Annotated in this window: 20 protein-coding genes and 1 pseudogene; 1 reads left to right on the top strand and 20 read right to left on the bottom strand. The window is 39.1% G+C overall.

Translation table 11 applies throughout. The annotated features are described in order from the left end of the window. Window positions 1-114: 114 nt before the first annotated feature. The 4 genes from LU279_RS00650 to LU279_RS00635 form a co-directional block, all read right to left on the bottom strand. Complete coding sequence (locus tag LU279_RS00650) at window positions 115-1,674, bottom strand: recombinase family protein (protein ID WP_274420050.1); 1,560 nt, start codon at window positions 1,672-1,674, stop codon at window positions 115-117. After that, the gene (locus LU279_RS00645) at window positions 1,667-3,322 is read right to left on the bottom strand and encodes a recombinase family protein (RefSeq protein WP_274420049.1); all 1,656 of its coding nucleotides are present in this window, start codon (window positions 3,320-3,322) and stop codon (window positions 1,667-1,669) included. Before LU279_RS00645 ends, LU279_RS00650 begins: the two co-directional genes overlap by 8 nt. Further along, entirely contained in the window at window positions 3,323-4,996 is a 1,674-nt protein-coding gene (locus tag LU279_RS00640; protein ID WP_274420048.1) for a recombinase family protein, read from the bottom strand. A 128-nt stretch (window positions 4,997-5,124) separates the two neighbouring features. After that, the gene (locus tag LU279_RS00635) at window positions 5,125-5,370 is read right to left on the bottom strand and encodes a DUF6870 family protein (RefSeq protein WP_008369874.1); all 246 of its coding nucleotides are present in this window, start codon (window positions 5,368-5,370) and stop codon (window positions 5,125-5,127) included. A gap of 651 nt (window positions 5,371-6,021) precedes the next feature. On the opposite strand from LU279_RS00635, the gene LU279_RS00630 reads away from it, so the two are divergent. After that, window positions 6,022-6,597 carry a helix-turn-helix domain-containing protein gene (locus LU279_RS00630; RefSeq protein WP_274420029.1) on the top strand — a complete coding sequence of 192 codons (576 nt, stop codon included), beginning with the start codon at window positions 6,022-6,024 and terminating at the stop codon, window positions 6,595-6,597. A 149-nt stretch (window positions 6,598-6,746) separates the two neighbouring features. Here the strand turns inward: LU279_RS00630 and LU279_RS00625 are convergent, their stop codons facing one another. The 16 genes and pseudogenes from LU279_RS00625 to LU279_RS00550 all read right to left on the bottom strand — a co-directional run bounded on the left by LU279_RS00625 (window position 6,747) and on the right by LU279_RS00550 (window position 25,948). After that, complete coding sequence (locus LU279_RS00625) at window positions 6,747-8,213, bottom strand: RNA-binding domain-containing protein (RefSeq protein WP_117557188.1); 1,467 nt, start codon at window positions 8,211-8,213, stop codon at window positions 6,747-6,749. A 105-nt stretch (window positions 8,214-8,318) separates the two neighbouring features. Continuing rightward, window positions 8,319-9,904, bottom strand: a pseudogene (locus LU279_RS00620) (glucose-6-phosphate isomerase). A gap of 240 nt (window positions 9,905-10,144) precedes the next feature. Continuing rightward, window positions 10,145-11,122 carry a LacI family DNA-binding transcriptional regulator gene (locus tag LU279_RS00615; RefSeq protein WP_274420024.1) on the bottom strand — a complete coding sequence of 326 codons (978 nt, stop codon included), beginning with the start codon at window positions 11,120-11,122 and terminating at the stop codon, window positions 10,145-10,147. A gap of 152 nt (window positions 11,123-11,274) precedes the next feature. Beyond that, entirely contained in the window at window positions 11,275-12,204 is a 930-nt protein-coding gene (locus LU279_RS00610; protein ID WP_021650653.1) for a class II fructose-bisphosphate aldolase, read from the bottom strand. Window positions 12,205-12,216: 12 nt separating this feature from the next. Next, entirely contained in the window at window positions 12,217-13,353 is a 1,137-nt protein-coding gene (locus LU279_RS00605; RefSeq protein WP_021650652.1) for a carbohydrate kinase family protein, read from the bottom strand. Window positions 13,354-13,389: 36 nt separating this feature from the next. After that, entirely contained in the window at window positions 13,390-16,155 is a 2,766-nt protein-coding gene (locus LU279_RS00600) for a hypothetical protein (RefSeq protein WP_274420023.1), read from the bottom strand. Between the two features lie 34 nt (window positions 16,156-16,189). Further along, window positions 16,190-17,086 carry a glycyl-radical enzyme activating protein gene (locus tag LU279_RS00595; protein ID WP_274420021.1) on the bottom strand — a complete coding sequence of 299 codons (897 nt, stop codon included), beginning with the start codon at window positions 17,084-17,086 and terminating at the stop codon, window positions 16,190-16,192. Window positions 17,087-17,094: 8 nt separating this feature from the next. Further along, window positions 17,095-19,332 carry a pyruvate formate lyase family protein gene (locus LU279_RS00590; RefSeq protein ID WP_274420020.1) on the bottom strand — a complete coding sequence of 746 codons (2,238 nt, stop codon included), beginning with the start codon at window positions 19,330-19,332 and terminating at the stop codon, window positions 17,095-17,097. 19 nt (window positions 19,333-19,351) lie between these two features. Next, entirely contained in the window at window positions 19,352-20,377 is a 1,026-nt protein-coding gene (locus LU279_RS00585; RefSeq protein WP_021650648.1) for a zinc-dependent alcohol dehydrogenase, read from the bottom strand. 17 nt (window positions 20,378-20,394) lie between these two features. Next, window positions 20,395-21,243 carry a carbohydrate ABC transporter permease gene (locus tag LU279_RS00580; protein WP_270438471.1) on the bottom strand — a complete coding sequence of 283 codons (849 nt, stop codon included), beginning with the start codon at window positions 21,241-21,243 and terminating at the stop codon, window positions 20,395-20,397. A 16-nt stretch (window positions 21,244-21,259) separates the two neighbouring features. Beyond that, window positions 21,260-22,159, bottom strand: coding sequence for a carbohydrate ABC transporter permease (locus LU279_RS00575; RefSeq protein ID WP_274420011.1), 900 nt, complete (start codon window positions 22,157-22,159; stop codon window positions 21,260-21,262). 67 nt (window positions 22,160-22,226) lie between these two features. Next, the gene (locus tag LU279_RS00570) at window positions 22,227-23,498 is read right to left on the bottom strand and encodes an ABC transporter substrate-binding protein (RefSeq protein ID WP_274420009.1); all 1,272 of its coding nucleotides are present in this window, start codon (window positions 23,496-23,498) and stop codon (window positions 22,227-22,229) included. A 297-nt stretch (window positions 23,499-23,795) separates the two neighbouring features. Beyond that, window positions 23,796-24,320 carry a GNAT family N-acetyltransferase gene (locus LU279_RS00565; protein ID WP_274420007.1) on the bottom strand — a complete coding sequence of 175 codons (525 nt, stop codon included), beginning with the start codon at window positions 24,318-24,320 and terminating at the stop codon, window positions 23,796-23,798. Between the two features lie 225 nt (window positions 24,321-24,545). After that, the gene (locus LU279_RS00560) at window positions 24,546-24,707 is read right to left on the bottom strand and encodes a hypothetical protein (protein WP_021650642.1); all 162 of its coding nucleotides are present in this window, start codon (window positions 24,705-24,707) and stop codon (window positions 24,546-24,548) included. Between the two features lie 46 nt (window positions 24,708-24,753). After that, the gene (locus LU279_RS00555; RefSeq protein WP_138270063.1) at window positions 24,754-25,005 is read right to left on the bottom strand and encodes a helix-turn-helix transcriptional regulator; all 252 of its coding nucleotides are present in this window, start codon (window positions 25,003-25,005) and stop codon (window positions 24,754-24,756) included. Between the two features lie 196 nt (window positions 25,006-25,201). Next, window positions 25,202-25,948: a cell envelope integrity protein TolA gene (locus LU279_RS00550; protein WP_274420001.1), complete on the bottom strand. Its 747-nt coding sequence runs from the start codon at window positions 25,946-25,948 to the stop codon at window positions 25,202-25,204. Window positions 25,949-25,955: the final 7 nt, after the last annotated feature.

The following is a 25,955-nucleotide window of genomic DNA, read 5'->3' as shown; positions in this document are numbered from 1 at the left end:
AAATAGTGAGTTGTTTATCATAACAAACTTTATCAAAAAAAGCAATATTTTTTAGAATTTTATTATAACTCATACAAAGAAAAAAATCTCCTACTTTCTTAAATATATGTTAATCTATATCTTTTTCCACTCCACCTCAACCTTTCCATCGTCATACACATATATCCCATCCACATACTTTTCAAGCATCTCCTCTGTCAGTTTCTCATACCCCAAAAACTCCATCATCTGCTCCACCGGAATATTCTTCTTCAGCAAGATTTCTTTCTCGCCGCTGATCAATTCTTCCAGTTCCTTTTTTCGTCTTTCCAGGCGTTCTTTTTCTTCCTCTAGCTGCTTCTTTTCACTCAGGAACTCCTCTCGGCTCATCTGCCCTTCATGGTACTTCTCATAATTCTGTTGGTTCTGAGCCTTAATCTGCTCTTGGCGTTTTTCACAGTCAGCATTTTCAGCCTTGTATGCTTCGATATTATCTTCATGCTGTTTTCTCATGGATTGCTGCATCTGTTCCTGGCTGATGTGCTGGCGTAAATATGCCTTTATTTCCGCCAGCACCATATGCTCCAGCATTTTGTCGTCGGCTTTTCCGGCAAAGCACCCGGTATTCTCTTTTCCCTGGCTATATGCACAGCTATACAGGATATGCCCATGTACCCGGCTACTTCCGGTCAGGTTTCTTCTACAATTTCCGCATTTCACATACCCACTTAACAACGTGGTGTCCTTATTGAATTTACTCTTTTTGATATACCTGATTTGCAAAGACTGTGCTTTTTCAAAGGTTTCTTTTGATACGATTGGTTTATGGTGATTTTCCAACACTTTCCATTGACTTCGTGGCACAGGAACTTCTTTTCCCGTTCCGGGATCTGGTACTTTGGTTTTTCCATAGACCATACAGCCGATATAGTTCTTATCATTCAGAATTTTCCGTACCATATCACTTGTCCATTGCAAGCCTCTCGAAGATGCTTTCTTACTGTCTGATTTCTGTCTCCTACTCATAGATTGCAATGGTGTAAGAACGCCTTCTTCATTAAATAACCGGCAAATATCCAGCTTTGAATACCGCTGATTCGTCAATTCAAACACTCTGCGGATAGTCTCCGCTTCTTCTTCCACAATCAACAGCTCTTTTTTGTTCTCTGGATTTATCCGGTAGCCATAAGGTGCAGAACCACAGCAATACTCCCCATTACTTCTTTTTGTACTGACTGCCGATTTCACCTTAACAGACTGATCTTTCACATAAAAATCTGCTATCAGACCTTTAAACTGCACTTCAATGTCAGAACTTTTTCCTTTATAATTCTTAGAATCATAATGATCAGAAACAGAGATGAACCTTATTCCCAAAAATGGGAAAATCTGCTCCAAATACGTTCCCATTTCAATATAGTCTCTAGAAAAACGGGAAAAATCTTTTACAACAATACATTGCACCTGCTCATTTCTTGCCAATTCCAGAACCTGTTGTATTCCCGGTCGTTTCATACTGGAACCGGAATAACCATCATCATAAAACTCCAGAAAAGGCAGATCAGCCAGCTCCGGAATATGGGAAATATAATCTTTCACCAGTTTTCTCTGGTTGATGATACTGTTACTTTCCCCGGCAGAGCCATCCTCCAATGAAAGACGATAATATCCAATCAGTATTTTCTGATCATTCATGTTCTATCGCCCCCTTAAATCGAAAATTGATTTCCAATCTGCCATCGCCATATAAGTACATACTTTCAATCAGTGCTTCCGCAAGCTCCGCATTGATTTTTGTTGTTCCTTCCAGATCCAGAAGACTTCTCAAAAATCTGGCTTCTTCCTTTTGCTGTTTCTGCAATTTTCGGATTGTTTGTTCCAATGTCTCTTTTCTTTCTTCACAGAATATTTTCCAGTTGTTACGCTCCTCACGCATTTCCATATAGGCTTCTCTGGAAAGTTTTTCATCCTTATATTGCATAAATTCCTGGGCAAGTTTTTCGGAGCGTTGTTCCACCTCTACATCCAGCTTTTTGATTTCATTCTGAATTTCCAAAATCTTAGCCGAAAATATATCATTACTCATTGATGACATATCCTTTTTCTTAAATCCTGCTAATTGCATTTGTCTGGTCAGCTCCGAACGGACAATTTTCTGCAGTTTTCCTTCGGAAATAGATTTATGACTGCATTTCCTTTCATCTCGATACTGGGCAGCATTGCAAAAGTAAAGCACATCATTTCCGTATCTGCGTGTGCACATTTTTCGCTTACAATCTCCACAATAGAATACATTGTAAAATGCTCTTTCATCCTCTTCCCATCCTGCTGTAGTTTTTGCTGCTTTCTGTTGTGCTGCTTTTAACCTGACCTGTGCTTTGTCAAACAATTCTCGACTGATAATCGCTTCATGGGCATTTGGTGTAATAATCCACTGACTTTCATCCAGTATGTCACACCATTTTTCCCCTCTTTGAAATCTTGATTCGTATTTTCTCTGAACCAGATCACCACAATAATTATTTCGGTTCAACACCGCACGTATCGAAGAATTTCCCCACTGATGAAGCTTTTCTCCGTCCTGACAGTACACATGATGATATTGGTTATAGTCTGAAATACGATGTACTCCATCCTCAAACAGCCTGTCAATAATGCCCTGTATCCCATCTCCTGAAGCATATTCTTCAAAAATCCTACGGACAATCTTTGCAGATTCCGGTTCCACAATCAGTTTATAAATCCCATTTATCTTTTCCACACGATATCCGTATGGAGCTGTAGATCCCACATATTCACCATTTTTCTGTGCAATACGTTTCGCAGCCCGTTCTTTTGCAGAAATGTCTTTCGCATAAGCATCATTCACAAGATTTTTGATATTCATGGATAATTCCTGATTCTTAGCACCAGGTGCAAATGAATCATAGTTGTCACATACAGAAATAAACCGTACTTTCATAAAAGGAAGAATCTTTTCCAGATAGTTACCAGTTTCCATGTAATTTCTTCCAAATCGTGAGAAATCCTTTACCAGAATACAGTTTATTTTACCTGCCCTGACATCATTCATCATCCGTTCAAATCCCGGTCGGTCAAAATTTGTTCCGGTTTTTCCCAAATCAGAATATATGTCATATACAGCAATCTCATACTCTCTGTCTGGATTTTCATTGTGCTTCTGAATGAATTCTTTTATCAGCGTAACCTGTGTTTCAATAGATTCTGACTTTTTTTCATCATTGTCTACGGATAATCTGGCATAAATTGCAGCCATACATACCGGAATACCAGAAATCTTCTTCTCTGTGTTTTTCTTATATCTTTTTGCTGTTCTTGCCATTTATCCCACCTCTTTCCTGTACTCTGTCCTGTGTTCCGCATAAAACCGTCTTATGACTTTCATCTTCTCAATCATATCCTGATAGCGGATGTGAATTTTAATTTGCTTGTTTTCATAAATATAGATTTTATCTACGGTCAGTGCCAGCAATGTGCGATCCAATTCTTTGATTTCCAGTGATTTCTTCCAGTCCTCCAACTGAACAGTTGCAGACACTCCATCCTCAAACATTTGCTTTACCAGTTTTTTCTGGTTTTCAATCATCTGCTCCAGTTCTTCACATTTTCTTCCGTAACTTTCCCGAAAATCATCGAACTCCTCTTTGCTGATCAATCCCTCTTTCAAGTCATCACCCAAAGATGCTTTCAGGCTGTAATAGCGGTTATATTCTTCCTTCAATTTGCTAATCTGTGTATCATAACCAATTACCTGATCGTAACTGACTTGCATCTCACAAAGTTCTTCCATAATCATCTGATAGTCTATAAAAAGTGCCGTATATGCCTGAATCTCTTTCAATACAATTCTTTTCAGCACCTCTTCCGGAATACTATGTCTAGTGCAATCTCCACCTTTATTTTTTGTCTGGCAAATATAAAAGGCTTTTTTCTTACCCTTATATTGATTTACCCTGCGTATCATCGGTGTATGGCAATCTCCACAAAATACAAAACCCGAAAAAAGGTTTGCATTGTCCGATGTTTTCGATGCTCTGCCATCATACTGAAGTAACTTTTGCACCACATCAAAATCATTCTGCCGGATAATCGCCGAATGCGTATTTTCTACTTTCACCCACTCTGATTCTGGCTTATCCAGACGTTGCTTTACTTTATAGCTGATTCGTTCCTGCTTGCCCTGTACCATGTTTCCAATGTAAACCTCGTTGGTCAGAATCCTTTTGATCTGCACTGCAGACCATTTTGGTGTATCTGAACTATGGAATCCGGAATTGTAATTTTCACCATTTGCCTTTTTATATTCTTTTGGCGACTGCACATGACGTACATTCAGTTTTTCTGCGATTGCTCCAAGACTGAACCCATCAATTTTCCATGAAAATATTTTTCTTACAATATCCGCTGCATAAGAATCAATCACCAGACAGTTCTTATTCTCCGGATCTTTGCAGTAACCATACGGTGCAAATGCTCCAATAAATTCACCTTTCTCACGTTTGATTTTCTGGTGGCTTCGCACTTTACCGGAAATGTCCCGGCAATAGCTTTCATTTACAAAATTTTTGATTGGAACAACAAATGACTTTTCTGAAAAATCTGCTGTTTTACTGTCAAACTGGTCTGTAACTGAAATAAAACGCACATTTAAAGCCGGGTAGGTCTTTTCGATCCATCGCCCGGCTTCTATATACTCTCTTCCGAATCTGGATAAGTCTTTTACAATCACGCAGTTTACTTTTCCAGCTTCTATATCAGTTGTCATTCGTTTAAACTCAGGTCGGTCAAAATTTCCTCCTGAGTATCCGTCATCCACATATATATCAAAGATCTGAATATCCTGCTGGCTTTTTACAAAGCTCCGAAGTAACTCTCTCTGATTTGCAATGCTGTTGCTCTCTGACTTCGCATCGCCCTCTTCCATATCATCTTTCGATAATCGAAGATACAATGCAGCATCGTATATATCTGGCATATTCATTTGCATCTGTTCCATTTTACATCGCTCCCAACTTACTTATTCCATTGAATAGAAGTCAGAAACCATGTATCACGTTCATTTTCCCTGACCTCACATTAACATAACATCTGTAGCTTCGCAAGATATTTTTTCAAGACTTGCATCTAATACATCAACTCCGTTCTTTTTCTAAGATAATCACTAATGGCATCTGTGGCATCCATTTCTCCGGTCATTTCCACAACCACCACATACCCTTCATTCATGTGAGCATACGGTTGATCGCCGGATTTATCCAGAAAAGTTTCCACTTTCTCAGAAATAGCTTTATCCATATCAGGAATTAAATCTTCAATGTCCTTTAACTGCTCCAGATCAACACTGGAATCTATTACTGACTGATTCACCATGATGCTCACCTCTTTTCCAACATATTCTTTGTATCAGTTGTCCTATAACTACAATTTTTTCAACAGCATCGCCTTACCTTTCTCATTTTGTTCTCACAGTTTATCTATTGCTATGGCATTGCATATTCTGTTCGGTGTGTTGGCTTCCATTTGTATAACCTGTTGTCAACGTCACAGTCAACCTCTATCAGAGTATTTCTGAATACTGCCAGCTTCTTCGCAAGCCTACCAGTCGTTTCCGGAGTATCTTCGACGCTCGCCCATAAAATCATTTACAGGGTTATGGCATCTGTGGAATCAGATTATACAGCTCATGTAATTTTCAATGTACAAAAGCGATTTTTTGAATGTTGAATGTTCTTTCACTTATTCCAGACTGAAAGCACCAAAATGTTGTTCTCTTCAAAAAAATCTTCTCACTAATAAAGCCTGACAGAAGGATTTTACCAACCTCATTTTGCAATAATTTGCAAATAGTATTTATCCTCATCTGTACATTCGCTTTCATGCGAACCTTTATCGTACTGTCATTTTAATTCGCTTTCATGCGAATGTCAAGTGTTTTGTTCGCTTTCATGCGAATCTTTCTGTTTACATTCACTGTTTTTGGTAGTAAAATGGATTTATCAAAAAGAAAGTGGGAAATCTGATATGACAATCGGTGATAAAATAAAAAAAATCCGGACATTCCGGAATATGACACAGGCAGAACTTGGTGCTGCTCTCGGTTGGGGTGATAAAGGAGCAAACCGTCTTGCCCAATACGAAACAAATTACCGGGTTCCCCGTAAGGATCTGATAACTGAAATGGCTAAGATTCTGGATGTGAATCCACTGGCACTGCATGAACCTACTACTATGGATGCTTCTGAACTTATGGAAATCCTGTTCTGGATTGACGAATTTAACCCAGCAGCTATCAATCTCTTCCAGTTAGAAACCTATCCGGGGGAAAAATGCAATTCTAATGAGGATACCGCTGTCCGTTATCACGATTCTGATAACTGGCCTGCTCATCCACCTGTTGGTATGTGGTTTAATTATGGGGTTCTCAATGATTTTATGAAAGAATGGGTTCTCAGAAAGAAAGAATTAAAATCTGGCGAAATTACCAGAAATGAATATTTTGAATGGAAAATCAACTGGCCGCAGACCTGTGATGGGTGTGAGAAATTTGAGCCGAAAAGGCAGTGGCGATCTGTTAATGCTGAACTTAGTGAAACTTAGCAAAACTTAAATTTATTATGTTTTTCTCGTTAGTCAAAGAGAAGGCACTGTAAAACCAATAATTCAGTGGTTTTCAGTGCCTTTTTTCATATTGCTCTATTGAATTTTCCTCATCCCGCCTATATAAGTGAAACTTAGCGAAACTTAAATTATGCCCAATATGGAATATACTTTTTATACCTTGGCGCAGTATCCGGATCCATTACTTTAATATAGCCTCCGTCAACAGCACTGGTAAGAAGTCGAGAGGCTTTCGCTTTCTCTTTTTCTCCCAATCCAAATATTTTTCGAATATCTGAGTTAGAAATCCCCTCAAAATTGACATATGCCAGACATGCCTGCATATAACAAGTACGCATCCGATCTTCTTTCGTGGTTAATTCAAACGGTACTTTCGCAAACAATATTGCTTTTGTAAATTGATTGTTTTGATTTTCAATCCTCGGTGCAAGTAATTCATTTTTGCCGGTTGCTTCAACAATCTTATCATATCCACTGCCACGTTCCTCACAGATACCACATTTATGCATAAATCCGGCAATATTTTCATTTCTGGACACCGGCACCGAATCTACAATTCTTTCAATTGCTACCAGTGGTGCACCAGCATTTGAAAATTCAATTCGATTTTTAAACACTTCTACCATCGGATTTGTACCTCTTTGCTGCAGATCCTGATGTATCATAGCATTTGCCAACAACTCACGGATAGCAATTTCCGGGAAACTGACAACAGATTTCCTTGTTGCTTCTACAATAACCTCTTCCTGCGGAATAATTGTCATAATATACTGCACGATTTCTTCATGCGAAAATGCATAGCCCGCACAGAACTCTTTTTCTCTGATAGCATCCAGTCTGGAATTCTCCTTATACCATATCACCCTCACAGTTCTTCTATGCAAAGATTCAAATTTCTTCAAATCCTTTGCGATCATCAATGCTCCCATATTCGTGATATCCCATGTACCGGCATCATTTCTCTTTATGAACTTTTCATGCTGTAAATCTTCCAATACTTTATCCCGATTTCTCGGAATTGGCATTTCCAGTTTATCATAATACTTTGAGTAATCCAATAATAACACCATTTCATCTTCATCTAAATTTCCCATCGCAATTCGAAGTTCATATGGTGTAGAATCGAATGTTCTCCATAATTCTCTTTCTTTGTCAGGATACTCTTTTAAATTCTTTTTGTTCGTTCCAATTCTTATAAATTCCCCACCAGCGAACTGTACCGGCTGTTTTTCTGCACAAGGAATCTCCATCAGCACAACCATTCCTTCATCCATCGGGACCTCAAAAAATCGGAAATTAATTCTTGGTGAAAGCATTCTGGAAAGCCATGCTTCCAATTCCTCATTTCCCTTTTTCATTTTACGATATTGAAATTCAGTTCCAACAATTTTATGCGTTGCATCATCTACACCCCAAACCAAATATGCTTTAGGTCGTTCGCATAGTGCTGCTGAATTACTTAATGCCGAAATATATTCACCAATCATTTGAGGTTGCTTATTGTTACATTTAAATTCTACCCACTCAGTCTCGTTCGGAAGCTTTGCAAGCTCCCGAACAAGACTCTGCAGATACTCTACTGATCGTATTGCCATAATGGCAAGTTACAAGGTGATTTTCCACGTGTAAAACACAAGCCCTCCACCTACAATTTGTAAGCGAAGGGCTTGTATTATTTCATGATTGATCTAACTTTCAAATCAGATATTCAGCAGATCGCTGAATACTTTCAGTGCTCCATCTGTCTCATGTGCAAGAACACGTTTTGCAAGAACTTTACCAAGCTGAACACCTTCCTGGTCAAAGCTGTTCAGGTTCCACAGGAATCCCTGGAACATTACTTTGTTTTCAAAGTGTGCAAGGAGTGCACCAAGGCTTGCAGGATTTACCTGATCACCAATGATGATGCTTGACGGACGTCCACCTTCAAAGTTCTTGTTGCTGTTTTCATCAGATTTACCACATGCAAATGCAACGATCTGAGCTGCAACGTTAGCGCAGAGTTTCTGCTGGCTTGTGCTGTCCTGGATCACTACATCTGTGCCCATCTGGTTATTTCTGTATCCGATGAACTGAAGCGGTACGATATCAGTTCCCTGATGAAGAAGCTGATAGAAGGAATGCTGTCCGTTTGTTCCTGGTTCTCCAAAGATTACCGGTCCTGTTACATAATTTACAGGATCACCGAAACGGTTTACAGATTTTCCGTTAGATTCCATATCAAGCTGCTGCAGATGTGCAGGGAAGCGGCTGAGTGCCTGTGAATATGGAAGAACTGCTGTGCTTGGATATCCAAGGATGTTTCTTTCATATACGCCGATCAGCGCATCCAGCATAGCCGGGTTCTGCATAACATCTTCGTTTTTAGCAAGTTTATCTTCTTCTGCTGCACCTTCAAGGAATTCTGCAAATACTTCCGGTCCGAATGCCAGAGATAATACAGCACCGCCAACTGCAGATGTGGAAGAATAACGTCCACCGATATAATCATCCATGAAAAATGCTGCAAGATAATCATCACTCTTAGCAAGTGGAGAAGTCTCACTTGTAACAGCGATCATATGCTTGGAAGCATCCAGTCCTGCATTTTTAAGAGTATCTTTTACGAAGGATTCATTTGTCAGTGTTTCAAGAGTTGTACCTGATTTAGATACCAGTACGAAAATGGAATGTGCAACATCAATAGAATTCAGGACTGCTGCTGCATCATCAGGATCTACATTGCTGATGAATCTGGCTTCCATTTTAAATTTGTCATTTTTCTTTGCCCAGTTCTCAAGTGCAAGGTACATTGCACGCGGACCAAGGTCACTTCCGCCGATACCGATCTGAACAACAGTTGTGAATTTTTCTCCTGCTGCGTTTGTAATCTCACCTGCATGTACTTTATTGGCAAAGTCAGCAATCTTCTGCTGCTGTTCTACATAGAAAGCACGTTTGTCAACGCCGTCAGCTGTAACAGTATCACCAAGCTGGCCACGTGTCAGCTGATGAAGAACGAGACGTTTCTCACCTGTATTGATCATTTCGCCATTGTAGAGAGCTGCGTATTTTTCAGTAAGCTGTGCTTCTTTTGCAAGCTTTTTGAGACCTTCAAGTACGTCGTCATCTACCTGTTTTGCAGCATAGTTATATGCAAGACCAGCAGCCATCGGTACGCTGTATTTTTTAACACGTTCTGCACCATTTTCTCCGGTCATAGCTTCTACAAGGTTTACTTTCTTTACATTTGAAAGTTCTTTGAAAGATTCAATTCAAGAGTATCCAGGTTGTTCCAGGTACTCATAATAAGATTCCTCCTTAAAATTAGATGTTCCCGCTGTTTTCAGGATTCGTTTCAATCTCTTTGATTATAATATCAAATGAAGGTAAATTCAAGTCTGCAAACGGAGGTGTGGATATTCTCTCTATAAAATCAACGCCCTTTTTCCCTCATCTGGATCGTACACCTTAAAAAAAAATTACAGAGAAAGCTCCTACAATGCCATTCAACACTATAGGAACTTTCTCTGTAATTTTTTTTATTCTATTCTGTCGTTTGCCCTTTCACCAGACAAACATCCTTCAAAATAATATCTTCATGTAATTTTGCACCATTTATTTTCTTTAATAATACATCTACCAATGTATCTGCCAATTCTTTTATTGGCTGTGAAACATAAGTCATTGACGGATAACTTATCTTTGCAATCAGCGTTCCATCATATCCTACTGCTTTAAATTCATCAGGAATACACATTCCCCTCTCACCTGCACATTTTAACGCATTCATAATGATCAAATCTTCCGAAAACATTGCATCCATTTCCGGATATTCATCAAAAAGTTTATTCATTTGCTGATAATATTCTTCTGTTCTTTGTTTTGTATTCCAGATATAATCGATACATTTTACACCATTTTTCTTCAATGTTTCTGAAAAAACCCTATGACGATTAATAGAAGGAGATTTATCTGTTACAACAGCCGTTACATTTAAAACGCATTTGCAGTCATTCTTTATAATTTCATTTGCAGCCAGCAAACCACCCTTATTATGGTCAGAATAGATGGTTGGAATCTCTTCCGCAACTCGATAATCAAATGCCACAATAGGAAGATCCAGATTCTGATATTCGGACTCTGCTAACATATGCGTTCCAAGAATAATACCATCTACCATATTTTCTCTCATCATTTTTATATAATCTCTTTCTTTATCTTCCGTATCTCCGGTATTACATAAAAAAAGTTTATAATGATGTTTATAAAGTTTTTTTTCGATGTATTTCGTTATTTCCGCCCAAAAAGGATGCGAGCTGTCAGGCACGATCAGACTAATATAATAAGATTTTTGTCTAAAAAGGTTTCTAGCAATCTGATTTGGGACATAATCAAGCTGATCAATTGCTTTATATACACTTTCGTATGTATCCTGTGATATATACCCTTTATTATTCAATACTCTTGAAACAGTTGTTACAGAAACTCCAGCCAGTTTGGCCACATCTTTAATATTTGCCATTCAATCCTCCGCGATTTTACAGATTCGCTTGTTTCTTTATATTATAACTATTTATTCATGTATTTTGCAAGCCAAACTCTACTTTTGCACACAAAATCTTCAAAATGCTCTAGTCAACCTCTTATTCTGTTTCTGTTCGGATCAATAATACCCTATTTTCCAACAATTTCTTTGAGAACACCCTGAACAACAGCTTTTACAAGTTCATCCTGGGATGGCTGGTCTAATACACCTTTTCCATTGCTTGAGAAAAGTATCATCTTCTTCATGGTTTCCTGTTTAACAGCCTCAACTGCCGCCGGAATCAAATCAATGATACCTTTATTCATACTTTCAAATTTGCGGAATTCAGCCTCTACTGCTGCCACATTGATATCCGTAAAAATATTGATCTTGCTTATACCTTCCTGAATCGCACGTTTGAAGTCGTTGTCTGTAAGTCCGGAACCGCCATGCAGAACAAGCGGTACATCTACTGTATGAGCAATGGTATTAATTCTCTCAAAATCAAGCTTTGGAGGCAACTTATATGCCCCGTGGGCAGTTCCTACTGCAATTGCAAGAGCATCCACACCTGTTTTGTCAACAAAGTCTTTTGCCATCCTCGGATCTGTATAGAAATCAGCCGGATTGATATGGGCGCTTCCCTCTGCAGAATCCGGGTTGTCACCTACATGTCCGAGTTCGCCCTCGATGGTTGCTCCATAAGAATGCGCGATGTCTGCCATTTCTTTAACTTTTCTTACATTATCTTCATAAGAATCTGTAGAGCAGTCATACATAATGGATGAGAATCCAAGTTCCAGAGCTTTCAGGCATGTTTCTTTCTTAAGGCCATGATCCAGATGAATAACTACCGGAACATTTGCTTTCTTAGCCATAGGAATAAGATAATAGGAAACCTCTTCCAGTGGTCCGTATGGAAGAAGTACTTCCGCAGTTCCCATGATAACCGGTGACTGAGAATTTTCTGCTGCTGCAATGATTCCTCGCGCCAGTTCCAGGTTTACCGCATTAAATAGTCCTACTGCATATTTTCCCTTTTTTGCCGGATAAAGCACATCATTCATATTAACTAACATTTTTTCTACCTCTTACTTTCTTTTTTCCCAACCTGCGGCAATCTTCTTCTGTACTTCATCAAGTGGAATGATTCCACTGAGCGCATCATAGGTCTGTACACAGAGCGCTCCGGTCGCTGTTGCAAGATGAAGAGCATCCTCCCAGCTTTTGCCTTCCAGGATAGCACTTAAGAATGCAGCAATCGTCGTATCTCCGGCGCCTGTTCCAGATGCGACTTTGTCTTTTTCTACGAAATAACTCTTCTCAAAAGCTTCTTTGACTGCCCATGTCTCCGCAATCTCTTCTCCGATTCCACCACCAATCTTCAGAAGCTGTTCCTTGGCTGCTGTGCGAAAATAGATGCCCGGTGTACCACATTTGATCAGGATAACTTTTGCACCATAGGAGAGAAGCTTATCTGCCAGTGGCCTGATATCTTTTTCAACATCAAGGAAGTTCGTTACATCTGAACCATTTGCCCTTTCGTTCCATTCATGATAACGGTCACGGTCCAGCATAATGCAGAGTTCTTCAACACTCGGCACAAAGAAATCAATGTACGGAATCACAGATTTCAGAACTTCGTTCCAATCCTGGGTACCTGCTTCTGTACTTTCTTCAAACATTGCCATATCAACAGAGATTGCAACTCCCTGTTCATGAACAGCCTTTAAAAGACGAACCAGTTCTTTTCCGCCATCAATATACATCTTCCGCATCAGCGATGGATAGCCAAAATGGAACAGATTTGCTCCTTTTACCTTTTCCAGATCGATATCATCCAGAGTAAATGTATCATTAGCACCTGAGCAGTGAAGGAAGATCCTGTCAATGCCTGCCGGTGCAAGGATTACAGAATAAGAAGTTCCGACTCCTTTTCTTACAATCATGCTCTCCGGAGATGCACCATATTTTTCCAGTTCGTTGAGAACCATCTGACCAAATGCATCATCTCCGACCATTCCCATTAGTTCTACATCTGCGCCAAGACGTTTCATGCCAACACCTGTGTTGGATACCGATCCGCCAAGACTTACTTTGGCCGCATCCATTGCGATTAGTTGCCCCGGTCTGAAAAGGTCTTTGATGTTTTTTTCTTCCTTGCTCTTAAAAGCCGGTGTAATATCCAGACAGATATGTCCGGCTGCAATTGCTTTCTTTATGCTCATGTTCTATCCTCACAGTTATTTCTTACCATACCGATTTTATTCAGTTTCATAAGCATATATATCCACCTTATGCTCTCCTGTCATTTCCTTGCCAAAGGAACCTTCCACCAGATTTCCATCCATTTTTACTGTATAGCTGTCACCATGCCCATGTATCTCAAATACAAATTTTGCATTCTGATATGGAACAGAATCAAGTACTGCTCCCTCAAATTCATTCAAAATACATGGATGTATCTGAATTCCCTGTTCACTATAACGTATTCCAAAAATTCCATTAACAATAAATCCAATAAAACCTGCCGCATGCCATGGCAGGTGCGGCCATCTCCACGCTCTTCCTGTATCAACATCCATTACTTCATGAAAAGATTTATTCAGGAGCACATTTCTCACCTGTGCATAAATAAGCTTTTTCAGAAACTCTTTATTTCCACTTTCACCAGCTGCCTCTGATAACCCAAGCGTCCATGATACCCAGCATGCTCTCCAGAAATGGTTTTTTTCTTTGCGGAACGGATACCAGTTAATTCCAAACTCAGAAAATGCCTCTGGATTACTTTCGATTGTCTTCAAAAACAGATTTCTCTGTCTCTCAGTTGCAATACCAAATCGTGGCCACAAAACCATTTCTGCCCCAGTCGTCTCCCACCAGCCTTTTTCGTATGCTTCACTTCCTATTGGTCCACTTGTAAAGCATTCTTTTTCTTCATTCCAGTATTTTTCCTTTATGGATGCAAGCATTTCCTTCGAACGACTTTCCCAGAACTTAATTCTCTCCGGATAGCATCCTGTCACCTCACATATTCTGGCGACATCCTGATACATCAGGGCAAATGCAATTTCTGTTCCAAGACAGTATCCGCCATTCTCCGGTTCTTCAAAAGCATCCTGCGCAAGACACATGGTTGCATGAACCAGCTGCATTTCTTCATCATAACGTGCATCCGCTTCTTCTGCATATTTTATAATTCCAGGTAACATTTCATACAAAAGCTGGATATCTCCAGTTGTTATATAATGATCCCATGCTGCAATCGCCGGCATGGCAGCACAGTCAACACCATTATTAAATCCATGTTCAGAAATATAGGATAACGACTCCCTGGCTTCATCCGGTGCAAGTAGATTCTGACATCGAAATGCTGCATGGCAGGTATCTCTTACCCAACTTCCAAAACCTTCTCCTTCTCTTTGAAAAACAGCCGCATTCATCAGACCTTCTTGTCCTGGCAAGGCATACTTTTTATTTCTGTTCTGACACATAATATCTGTTGCAAGCGAAAATGCTGCATTTATGACGTTATGCTCTGTATGTAATTTCGGGTAGGCTGAATCTTCCGGTGCGTCCCAACGCTCGGTTCGGTTCTGGATTCTTGTCATGTCTCCCCACGGAGTATCTCTCCAGCAAAATTCTTCCACCGCGCGTACAGGTGATAAAACTATTTTTCCACCACGCAGTGCCCATGCTGCAGGTTCTCCATAAATACGATCTTCTACACATTTCTCATATATTGTGTAAGATTCAGATTTAAACAACGGCTGTCCTTTTTCTTCCTGTTCGATCAACCTTCTGTTTTCTTCTTCATATCTCGTAGATCTTAAACCCCATATATTCAGACAAATGACAGAGGCTGTTTTTCCATTCGTATGGATTTCAAAATACGGATCCGCATTATATTGCAGATAAAATGATGGATTATTGATATTTTCCACCTGCTCACTTCGAATCTTATAATCTTCTTTTTTCGGTCCATTATCCTGTACTATGAGCATTGCATTCTTTCTGTCTGCATATAATTCCTGAATTGCCATGTCCCTGTAGAAATGCAGATACAGTCTTCCTTTTTCCGTTGGAATTTTCATTTTATATCCCTGACAGTTCAGTGTCTGATCTAATGCCTTCCAGACCCACTTCACTCCACACAGCTCAAACTCAATTTCCGGTTCCTGTCCGACAAACATCTCCAGTTCTACCTCACAGGCCTTTGTCTGAATATCAGATAAAATATTTTCAGGTGCCAGAAGTCGGACTTCCGGCCATACGTCTGGTCCCTGACGAAATCTCATGAGAAATTCAAACTTTTTATCAATATGCTCATTATGCCACTGTCTAACCCACACTCGCAGATTATCCATCTGTGCAGCTGGCTTTATCTGTTCTCCTGAAAAAACGGATGGAATACTGATTGCATTAGATGATGCAACACCTTCACACGTTTTTTTCGCAGTCTGACTTAGAATCCAGATTTTTCCATCTTCTTCAAATTCTATTTGTTTTTCGACATCTCCAATCCATTTATCTGATTTCCGGCAGTTGATTTCAATTTCTTCTAACTCATTCTCCTCGGATTTCCAGTGCAGCAGATCCTTGCTTACAAGTCTCATAGCTGTTTGATTTTCTTCATTTCCTGTCAGTGAACATGGATCGGTTACACAATCTAAAACCCACTGTTCTCCTGCTTTTTTTACACTGTTCAGTTCCCGGATACATCCGGTTGGCGGCATATAATGAATGACAGACTTAGACAGTTCTCTTCTTCTCTGTTTTTCCGGATCATCAGAAAGTTCTATTGCATTGATCCATCTGCTCGCCGGACCTTCTGCCTGAATATCGTCCCCGAAAAAATCTTTCAGGGGATATGCCATCCAATAGTCCACTCTTGTCTTAGATACTTTCATCTGAATAGTTTCTTTTTTTCCAGTACTGTCTGAAATAGTTATAATACATGGATCTGCATTCTCTTCATAAGGAATGCGCAACCAGTTTTCTTCGTGCTTTTTCAGAAAATGCTTTTTCATTTCTGTCTCTGTTCCTTTCTGTTAGCAATCTTCTTTATTCCACTACGTCAATCTTTTTACTTCTGTAAACTTCTTTCAGCAGCTCCAGCTGTTTTTCATCAGGTGCTTCAAACATCTGCTGATTCACTCCGACATGTTTTGCTTTTTCAACTCCAAAATCATGATACGGCAAAAATTCCACACTCTTGATGTTTCTTCCAAGAGCTGCAAAAAAATCTGCTGTTGCAACAGCATTTTCTATCTCATCATTGATTCCTTTTATAATTGGAAGCCTGATCATGATCGGTCTGTAATTCACCAGTTTTTTCAGATTCTCTTTGATCAGGGTATTTTCTGTTCCTGTATATTCTTTATGTTTTTCATTGTCAAACATCTTAAAATCTACAAGAAACAGATCTGCACATTCTGTCATTCTGTGTATCACTTTCCAAGGAAAAGCAAGTGCTGTTTCAAAAGCAACTGAAATATGCTCTTTCTGAAGTCTGTTGCACAAATCATATAGAATCTCTGCCTGCATCATTGGTTCTCCACCGGAAAAAGTAACACCACCTTCTGAAATTTCATAGAGTCTTCTGTCTCTGAGCAAAAGTTCCGATAATTCTTCAACAGAATAATAACTTCCTACGATTTCCAATACTTCTGTGCAGCAAATTTCCACACACTTTCCACACACAGTACAAAGAGTTCTTTCATAAATATGCTGCCCGTTTTGTATCTGTTGTGCTCCTGAGGGACAGATTTCAATACACTGACCACAGCCAATACATTTATTTTCCGTATAACTCAGTATACTTTTCTTTTTCCATGTCTCCGGGTTGTGACACCATTTGCATCGCAAATTACATCCCTGTAAAAATACAGTTGTCCGTATTCCCGGTCCGTCATGCAGAGAAAAGTTCTGTATCTGACTTACCAGTAATTTTTGCTTCATTTTACCGCTTACCTCTGTGTACGCTGAATTACCTCATTCTGCATTTCCGCAGTCAATGTATGGAAATATGCACTGTATCCACACACTCTTACTACAATATTTTTATGTGTTTCCGGATTTTTCTGTGCCTCTAAAAGTGCATTCCTGCTGATAACATTAAAATCCATAATGCTTCCGCCATTTTCACAGAAGACCCGCATCACACTTGCAAACAATGACGGCTGCGGAGTTTTATACATCAGTGGAATGTCCATATAAATAACTGCCCCACCCGGATATTTCGTGTAATCCATTGTTTTTATTGCATCAAGTAATGCTGCAATATTGATGTTTTCTGTACTTTCACTTGGGTTAACGCCTCGTGAGAGAGCACTTTCACTTTTTCGTCCATCGGCCGTTGCAATCGTTACATTTTTAAACCAGTTATAAGAATAAAAAGCAAATAATGACGGCTCAAATTTTCCGCCTCTGTAATTTGCCTGTCCTCCAAGACATTCAGCCAGATCATCCATAACCTTTTTTCCAAATTCTGTAGCATCTTTATCCTTGCAGAATTTTGGGACTTTATGAAGCAAATATTGTCGAAGGATCTCATCATCTCTGAAGTCTTCTTTCATCGCTTTAAGCAGGTGACCAAATGTCGTAATCTTATCTTCATATACTGCCTTCTTTATCGCATATAACGAATCAATTACTGTCCCTGCACCCGCAGCAGCAAAATTATCTGTATTATAGACAGCACCGCCTTCTGAGACATCTTTTGCCGTCTCAGTACATGATGGCATAGTTGCAGAAAAGAACAACGACGGATTTATTATTTTCCACCATGAACCATATTCGTTATATTTTTTCACAAAGAAATTCAGTTCATTTCTATAATTTTCAATTACAATATGATAGAATTCTTCAAAATCGCTCGCATTCGCAGCTGGAATAAATTTAAATCCATCCCTTTTAAATACGTCATTCCAGTACTCTGGATATAAGGATCCATTTAACATCTGCACAAGATTAAGATAGGTATATGCTCTGCTGTTGACTTCATTAGAAAGACAGATTTCCTGGCAGCCACCTGCGACATAAAGTCGACAGTCTTCCAGACTTTTTCCCTGCTTCTGATTTGCTGGAATTATCACATCATCATTAAAGACAGACAGCACATTCAGACCCATTCCTGCCAATTCACCAACCTGCATCAGAAATTCATCCGGATGCTTTGCCGATATTCTCACCTGTAGTTTCGGATTTGCAAAATGATATTTTTTATAACTGTTTATGATCATCCTGCTTATGTCATTATAAACAATATTGCCATTTTTATCACATCCGCCTATAATAATATCTGCATTTGTGCCCCCTGGCAGGTCTGCTTCAAGATCCCATCTTGCATCTGTCATTGATACAAAACAGTCAACCAGTTCCTGCGCCTCATCCGGCGTTATTCGATTATTTTTCAAATCTCTTTCATAATAACTAATCAGGATTCTGTCCAAATGGCCAATCACAGCAAATCCAAGACCATCTAACGCATTGCACATCTCACGCGTAAACCAGATTGCACACATTGCTTCATAAAATGTTTCTGCCGGTTCAGATGGAATTCGGCGTGCCGTAACAGCAATCATTTTAAGTGCCTTTACATGTTCCTCATCGTGTTCTGTTTTCAGCATTTCCTCCGCTTTTTCTGCAAATCTTTCAGAAATTTTTTGCAGACTTCGGCATACATCGACCATACATTTTAAAAAATCCTGCTGATGATCTGTAAGATTTTTCTCTTCCAGACGCATCATTGCATGTCTGATTATTCCTGATAGACCATATTTCAACACAGTTTCACAATTTGCATAGTGATGCGCCGCATCCATAAACTGTGGTCCGTTCATGACACCATATTTTCCGTAGTATCCACTCCATTCTCCATATTCATCTACAAAATCTGGGTATTGCTTCATTAGCCAACATCCAATGCCTGGCTGTGGCGGGAACGATGCCGTAACACTGTTCTGTTCTCTTCCTGTATCAATTTCTGCATAAAACGGACTGGATGGAAAAAGAATCACTTCAGCATCCCTGGCTGCAATTCTGTAGATCCATGTTTTTTTCTGAAAAGAGCTTGCCTTTGGATTTTCTTTCTGGAGGCGGTCCAGTTCTTCTTCCATTCTGGAAACATCGGTTGGATAATTAGAATATACCTCTTTGGTCTCTTTAAAATATTCTTCTTTATTGAATCGATAACCTGCCATCATGCGTTCCTCCTGAGTTGCCTTAAAAATTTAAAACTACCTTCAATGCAGTTCTGTCTTTTACTGCCTGAAATCCTTTTTCATAATCATCTATTGAAAATCTATGTGTCACAAATAAATCGATGTCTATTTTCCCATCCATAATCGCATCACAAACCGGCTTATGTACTTCTGCTTCTACCTCAGGCACCGGCCACTGCACATACTGAATATTGAAATTCCTGAGTTCCGGTAATGGTACATTCAGATTTTCTCCGCTTTTTAAGCCATATACAGCAATTGTCCCTGTCTCTTTAATATAGTCCAGACACTGCGTGATTGTCTGATTTGATCCAATCGTATCTATACAGATATCGGACTTTCTGTCAAACAGATCAGAAGCTTTTTTCTTTTCTTCTTCGTCTTTGTTAAGAAATGTACCTGCTGCTCCCAGTTTTTCTGCTGTTTCCAGCTTGTCTCTGTGATTTCCCAGGACATAAATCTCCTGAATTCCCATCAGTTTTGCACAGCTTAGAAAAGCAAGCGCAACCGGTCCGTCTCCGAGTATGACCATCTTCTTTTTATCTTCAACGCCGATTCTTTTTAATGCACTGTATGTTTCCTTTAAAGTTATCAGCATAGAAGCAGCTTCTGCCTGCATTCCTTCCGGGCACACCTGCTGTGTAATTCCAAGATTAATATCTTTTACATCGGCCTGGTCTGCCATGGCTGCTTTATAATCTTTTACAATTCCATATTCAGCAAATCCGCCCCAAGCGCTGGAAAATTTCTCATTATCCGGTTGTCCTGCCCTGACTACAAGATCTCCCACTTTAAAAGAAGTAACTTTTTTGCCGATTTTAACAACTCTTCCTGCATCTTCGTGTCCTAAAACCGCCGGATATCTCGTTACTTCTCTGACTTTTCCTCCAATAACTCCCAGATCCGTTCCGTTACAGATCATACAGCATTCATTTTTTACCAGTGCTTCATACTCTCCGATCTCCGGAATCGGAAGCTTTTCTTCCAGGTACAGTTTATTGTCTTCTGTTACCACTAAACCTTTCATAACTGATCTCCTTTTTACTATTTAATGCCGGTTGCAGCTACAGACTGCATAAAATATTTCTGGAATGCAAAAAACAGAATCAGAACAGGAATCATTCCAATCACGATAACACCCATGATCAGATTCCATGTCGGCTGTTTGATTACAGATGCGCCACAGATTGAACTTATTCCCAATGTTACTGTCCATTTGCTTTCACTTCTGACGGATAACAACATCCAGATCAGATTATTCCACGCAGAAATAAATGTATAGATTCCTAATGTTGTCATACTTGATTTCGTATTTGGCAGTAAGATCTTCCAGAATATCTGGAAATGATTTGCTCCATCAATTTTTGCTGCTTCATCCAGTTGCTTCGGTATTCCCATATAAAACTGGCGCATAAGAAATGTTCCAAACGGAATGGACCATGCTACCTGCGGAAGTATCATCCCCATATATGTATCCAGCATATTGAGATTTCTACACAGATTATAAGACGGAATCAGTCTTACAGTAATCGGAATCATCATCGTTGACAAATAAAGAATAAAAACAATATTTCTGCCTTTGAACTCAAGTCTGGTAAATACATATGCAGCTAAACTACAGAGGAAAATAGTAAGTGCGGTCACTGCTATCGCAACAATAAATGAATTAAAAAAGCACTTGGGAAAATCCAGCAGCTGCCATGCTTTTGTAAAATTCTCCCATTGCGCTGCTTTCGGCAAAATTCTTCCAACACTTGTTGCAAGATCTGTATCCGATTTCAATGCAGTAGATAATATATAAACAAATGGAAACAGCATGATTACTACAAATGCAGCTATAATTACCCAGATTAAGCTGTCTCCCAGAATTTTCTTTCTTAATTTTCTGGACATAATCTCTTCTCCCTTCTCAGTCTTTGTCACTTGTCAACTTTAACTGTACAACCGAAATAATAATCGAAAGAATAAAGACAAATACTGCCATTGTACAGGAATATCCCATTTTCAAAGATGAAAAAGCAGTCTTATATAATGTCAGACCAGTTAAATACGTACTTGTTCCAGGTCCACCATTTGTCATCGTATAAACAAGATCAAATTCCTGGAAAGTACCGATTACACACATGAGAATAATATATGTAAGAACTGGTTTCAGCTGCGGCAATGTAATATAAACAAATTTATGCCATGCATTTGCACCGTCCAGATCTGCCGCTTCAAAAAATTCCTGCGAAATTTCCAGACGTCCTGCAACAACCATAACCATGTAATATCCTGCCCATCTCCAGATTGTTACGATTGCCATAGAACCCAGTGCAATCTTGCCATCTGTCAGCCAGCCAATTTTTTCGAATCCTAATGCACTCAAAAAATTATTGATAACACCATAATTCGTTCCCATCAGATATCTCCACGCAACACCGGTTGCAACCAGAGAAAGTGCACATGGTAAAAAGAAACTACCTCTGATAAATTTTGAAATAACTTTACTTTTATTATTTGCAAACAATACAAGTTCACACATGATAATAGAAAAAATGACAATCGGTGGAACATTCATCAAAATATACTTGATGGTATTTCCAAGGCTCGTCCACCAAAGCTTATCTTTTAACAGATTCTGATAATTCTCCAATCCTGTAAATATCTTACCTTTTAATGGATTCCAGTCATAAAATGACATGCGGATGGAATCTACCATTGGCCAGAATACAAACAATCCCAGCAAAATCAGGGACGGCAACAGAAACAAAACAGCAATCTGCCAGTCTCCTTTTTTACGTTTTACTACTGTTTTTGTGTTACTCACGTGAATCCCTCCTGTTAAATTCAAAGGATGATACAGAGGATTTTCCATATCATCCTTTTATTTTCAGTTACTGAGCAAGTAAACTATTTAACTGATCTACCATGCCATCCAGTGTGCTCTTAATATCAGCATCATTATGCCAGATTTCATCAAAATACTGTCCTATGATTGTCTGCTGGTCTGCAAATGTTTCTGTAAGGTCAATATATCCAGCATACTCCAGTCCTGTGTTAAATAATTTCATATCATGGCTTTCGTCAAACATAGATACGGAAAGATCTGCCTGCGACTGTCTTACTGCAATCTGTGGAGATGTATTATCTTCAAGATATAATGCAAGACCTTCTTCACTAGTCAGATATTTAATAAATTTTTCTGCTGCTTCTGGATTTTCACAGCCGCTTGAAATGCCAATACCATTCAGGAAAAGTACTTCTGCCTGTGTACCATCATTCGCACGCGGTGCATTCATTGCTTTCCAGTTTATATCGTCCTGAAGATATGTTGAATTCCAGAGTGCCACACGGCACATAGCAATCTGTCCCGCATTAAATTTTGTAATCAGCGCATCATAACCGTCTCCCAGTTTTTCTATTGCAGGCACATAACCATCATCTACGAGACTCTTAACATATTCAAAAGCAGCAACGGTTTCATCTGAATTCCATCCACAGGTTCCATCATCATTCAGATAGTTTCCTCCTGCCTCTGTAATCCATGGATACATAGTATCAATTGCCGAAGACAGATCATTGATAATTGTCGGATATTCAATTCCAAGTTCATCTTTGTGCTCCATCAATGTTTTACATGCCTCTGTAAATTCATCCCATGTAAACCCATCCTCCGGAACTTCAATTCCACACTTGTCAAACATATCGACGTTGTAAACCCATCCATAATTTCCTCCGTCCAATGGAAGTGAATACCAGTCACCATCATATGTACAATAGTTTTCTGCAGCATCCCAGAAATCATCAAATTTGTATTCTGTATCTGCTTTCAGTGCATCTACATCGAATTTCTGTAATGCCCCGGCATTTGCAAGAATCTGTGTAGTTCCTGTATTACAGTTGATAAGATCCGGAAGGTCACCCGCTGTAGCTTCTGTCAAAATTTTAGTTGCATAATCTGATACTTCTTCAAAATTAATTTCAATATCCGGATTTTCCTTTTCAAAAGCTTCGACAACTTTCTGATATTTATCATAGCTGTCATAGCTCTGCCAGTTTAATGTAATTTTATCCCCGGAATCTCCCTTGGCAGCCATTACATCCACCCCACTACCAACTGGTACCATACATGCTGTTAATGCAAGTGCAATTACCTTTTTCTTCATTTTGTTCTCCCTTCGTATTGTGACTTTTTCCATATGTCAACCGGTTTCATATTGTTTATTTTCTTTAATATATCATTTAATTTTTATTTTGTAAATATGCTTTTTTCATTTCGTGCATTATGTATGGTTTTATCAAATTATTTTTGTATATTATTCACAATTTCGCGGTTTTTAAAGAATATAAAAAGCCCCTACAATGCCTTTCGACACCATAGGAGCTTTCTCAGCAATTTTTCTTTATTCTATTTTTTACATTGATTGCCATTATGATTTTCCTTTTTATTTCGTAAGCTAAAATCAGTTCAGAATACTATCCATCTCATGCCAGGCTTCTCCGCCCCACACAGAATCGCCGATCCCATGGTCTTTAAAGCCAAATTTCTTATACATCTCAACCTTATCCGGGAGGCAGGTCAGGATCAGCTTCTTTCTTCCCCTGGCGCGCTCTCTTTCCTTATATTGTTCCATCAGTTTTCTTGCCAGCCCCTGGTGTTGGTACTCTGGGAGCACATCCAGCCCAAGAAGCATAATGTTTACGCCCTCCGGATCATGTAGATTCGCATCTGCAAAAAAGTCATCTGTCAGATGTTCTCTGTCTGTTGCAAGTCCGTTAAGAAAACCTGCAATCTTGCCTGTCTCCCGATCCACAACAACCAGAAAAAGATCCGATGCTTTTTTTATTCGTGACTCCATATGTTCATAAGTACACGCTTCATTTGGCGGAAAACAGATGCTTTCAATCTCTGCAGCCTGTTCAATTTCATCCTTATGAATGTTTCTGAATTCATATTTTTCATGTATTACTTTGCTGTTCTGTTTCATCAATCCCTCTCCTGCTCATGACAGGTCAATACTGTTATGCTGATCACCTGCTACTATTTTAATATCTGTTTTACATTGTAACATATTTTGTCCCTCACCACATGTAAATAATACCAGCCGACTGGATTACTTCCTGATTTACTTCTCTCAAAAGATCCACTATCTGTTTATCTGATAGTCCATTCAGTTCTATGTCTGAAGATTCTTCTTTCATAGTTTCTTCATCTAGTCAAGCATGTCCTTCATCTTATCATATGATCTCTGACGGTCTGCCAGCGCCTCCTCCAATGAAACATTCTGGTATACATCTTTGACCTGCTCTTTCGTCCAGATATCACCCATTTTACCTGTTTCTCTGATAAAGTTGTTTATTTCCTTATCTTTCATGCTTTCCTTCTCCTTTACTTATTCTTTTTTATAAGTATAGTTCTTTTTAATTCTCTTTGTATTCACGATTCGTGAAGTCTTCTTCCATCAATTTTTCCATTTCGACATGATAACGCTGTGCTATCGCATATGCCGTTATAAGATCCGGGAGACGTTCTCCGCTTTCATAATTAGCAATAGTTGTAGAACCATAACCAATGCTCTCCCCCAGTTCTGCCTGAGTCTCATTATGACTGATTCGCAGTCTTCGTATGTTTTCTCCTATTATTTTGTTCCATGTTTTTTTCTGTTTTTCCATAATATAAGCCCTTTCTGCACTTTGTTTTTTCTTACGTGCATAAAAGGACTTGTATTTTTCGCGTACCACCTGTAGAGGAAAGGGGCTGTCTTTCCGACAGCCCCAGTTCAATACTCACAATATTTTCTTAGATAAGATATCGAGGGACAAACGTCCGTGAACCATTATACCTGCAAATTGCTCATTCATCACACTTTCAGATTCCATAAGCACTGAGTATCTCTGCAATATCCGGCATCGGATCATCCGGCATAGAGCAGGTACCTCTCTTCACCTGCGAAATATCTGTAATTATATAAGCTTCAAGAAACTTCTGTCCGATAGCCTGCAGCTGTTCGTCTGAAGTATCTTCCGGTACAAGAATTGTAAGATTACTGTTCTCTAGATTCACCCAGTCAGATTCAATCACATTCGGATCAATTCCTTCCAGACAGATTGTTTCGATCACCGGCAGCATCGTAAATATAGAATATTTATCCCATGCCTTTCGATACTGCTCTATCTTCCTCAACACAAATATCTCACTACTTATTCCTAGTCCAAGAAAAATAAGAATAGCCATAATTCTCAAAAACCACGACCATCCTGCTGAAAAATACTCTCGCTCACCTAAAATATTTAATTCTGATGGATGGATTAACCACTCTATATATCTATACCAAAACCTCAATGGAACAATTATGCAAGCAAATAGATCTTTTTGAAATACGGTATTTTTTATTACTGCCAACAAAACCAAGATCATATAAGCTATCATCCAGAATGTTTCCTTTTCTTTCGCTTCATTTTTCAACTTTTTTATTTCACAATCTGTTTTTTTCTTCACAGTCTTTACTTCTTCTTGTGCCTTATTAAACTGGTATTCTATTGTTCTAGCCTTTTTCTCCGCTTCTTTTTGTTTCTCCTGTGCTTCATCTACTGCCTCAACAGATGATTTATTCACCTGTATC

The organism is Blautia sp. XA-2221, from assembly GCF_028767025.1.
Lineage (GTDB): Bacteria > Bacillota > Clostridia > Lachnospirales > Lachnospiraceae > Blautia_A.
Note: the sequence above shows the minus strand (reverse complement) of the source record. Positions and strands in the feature narration are given on the sequence as shown.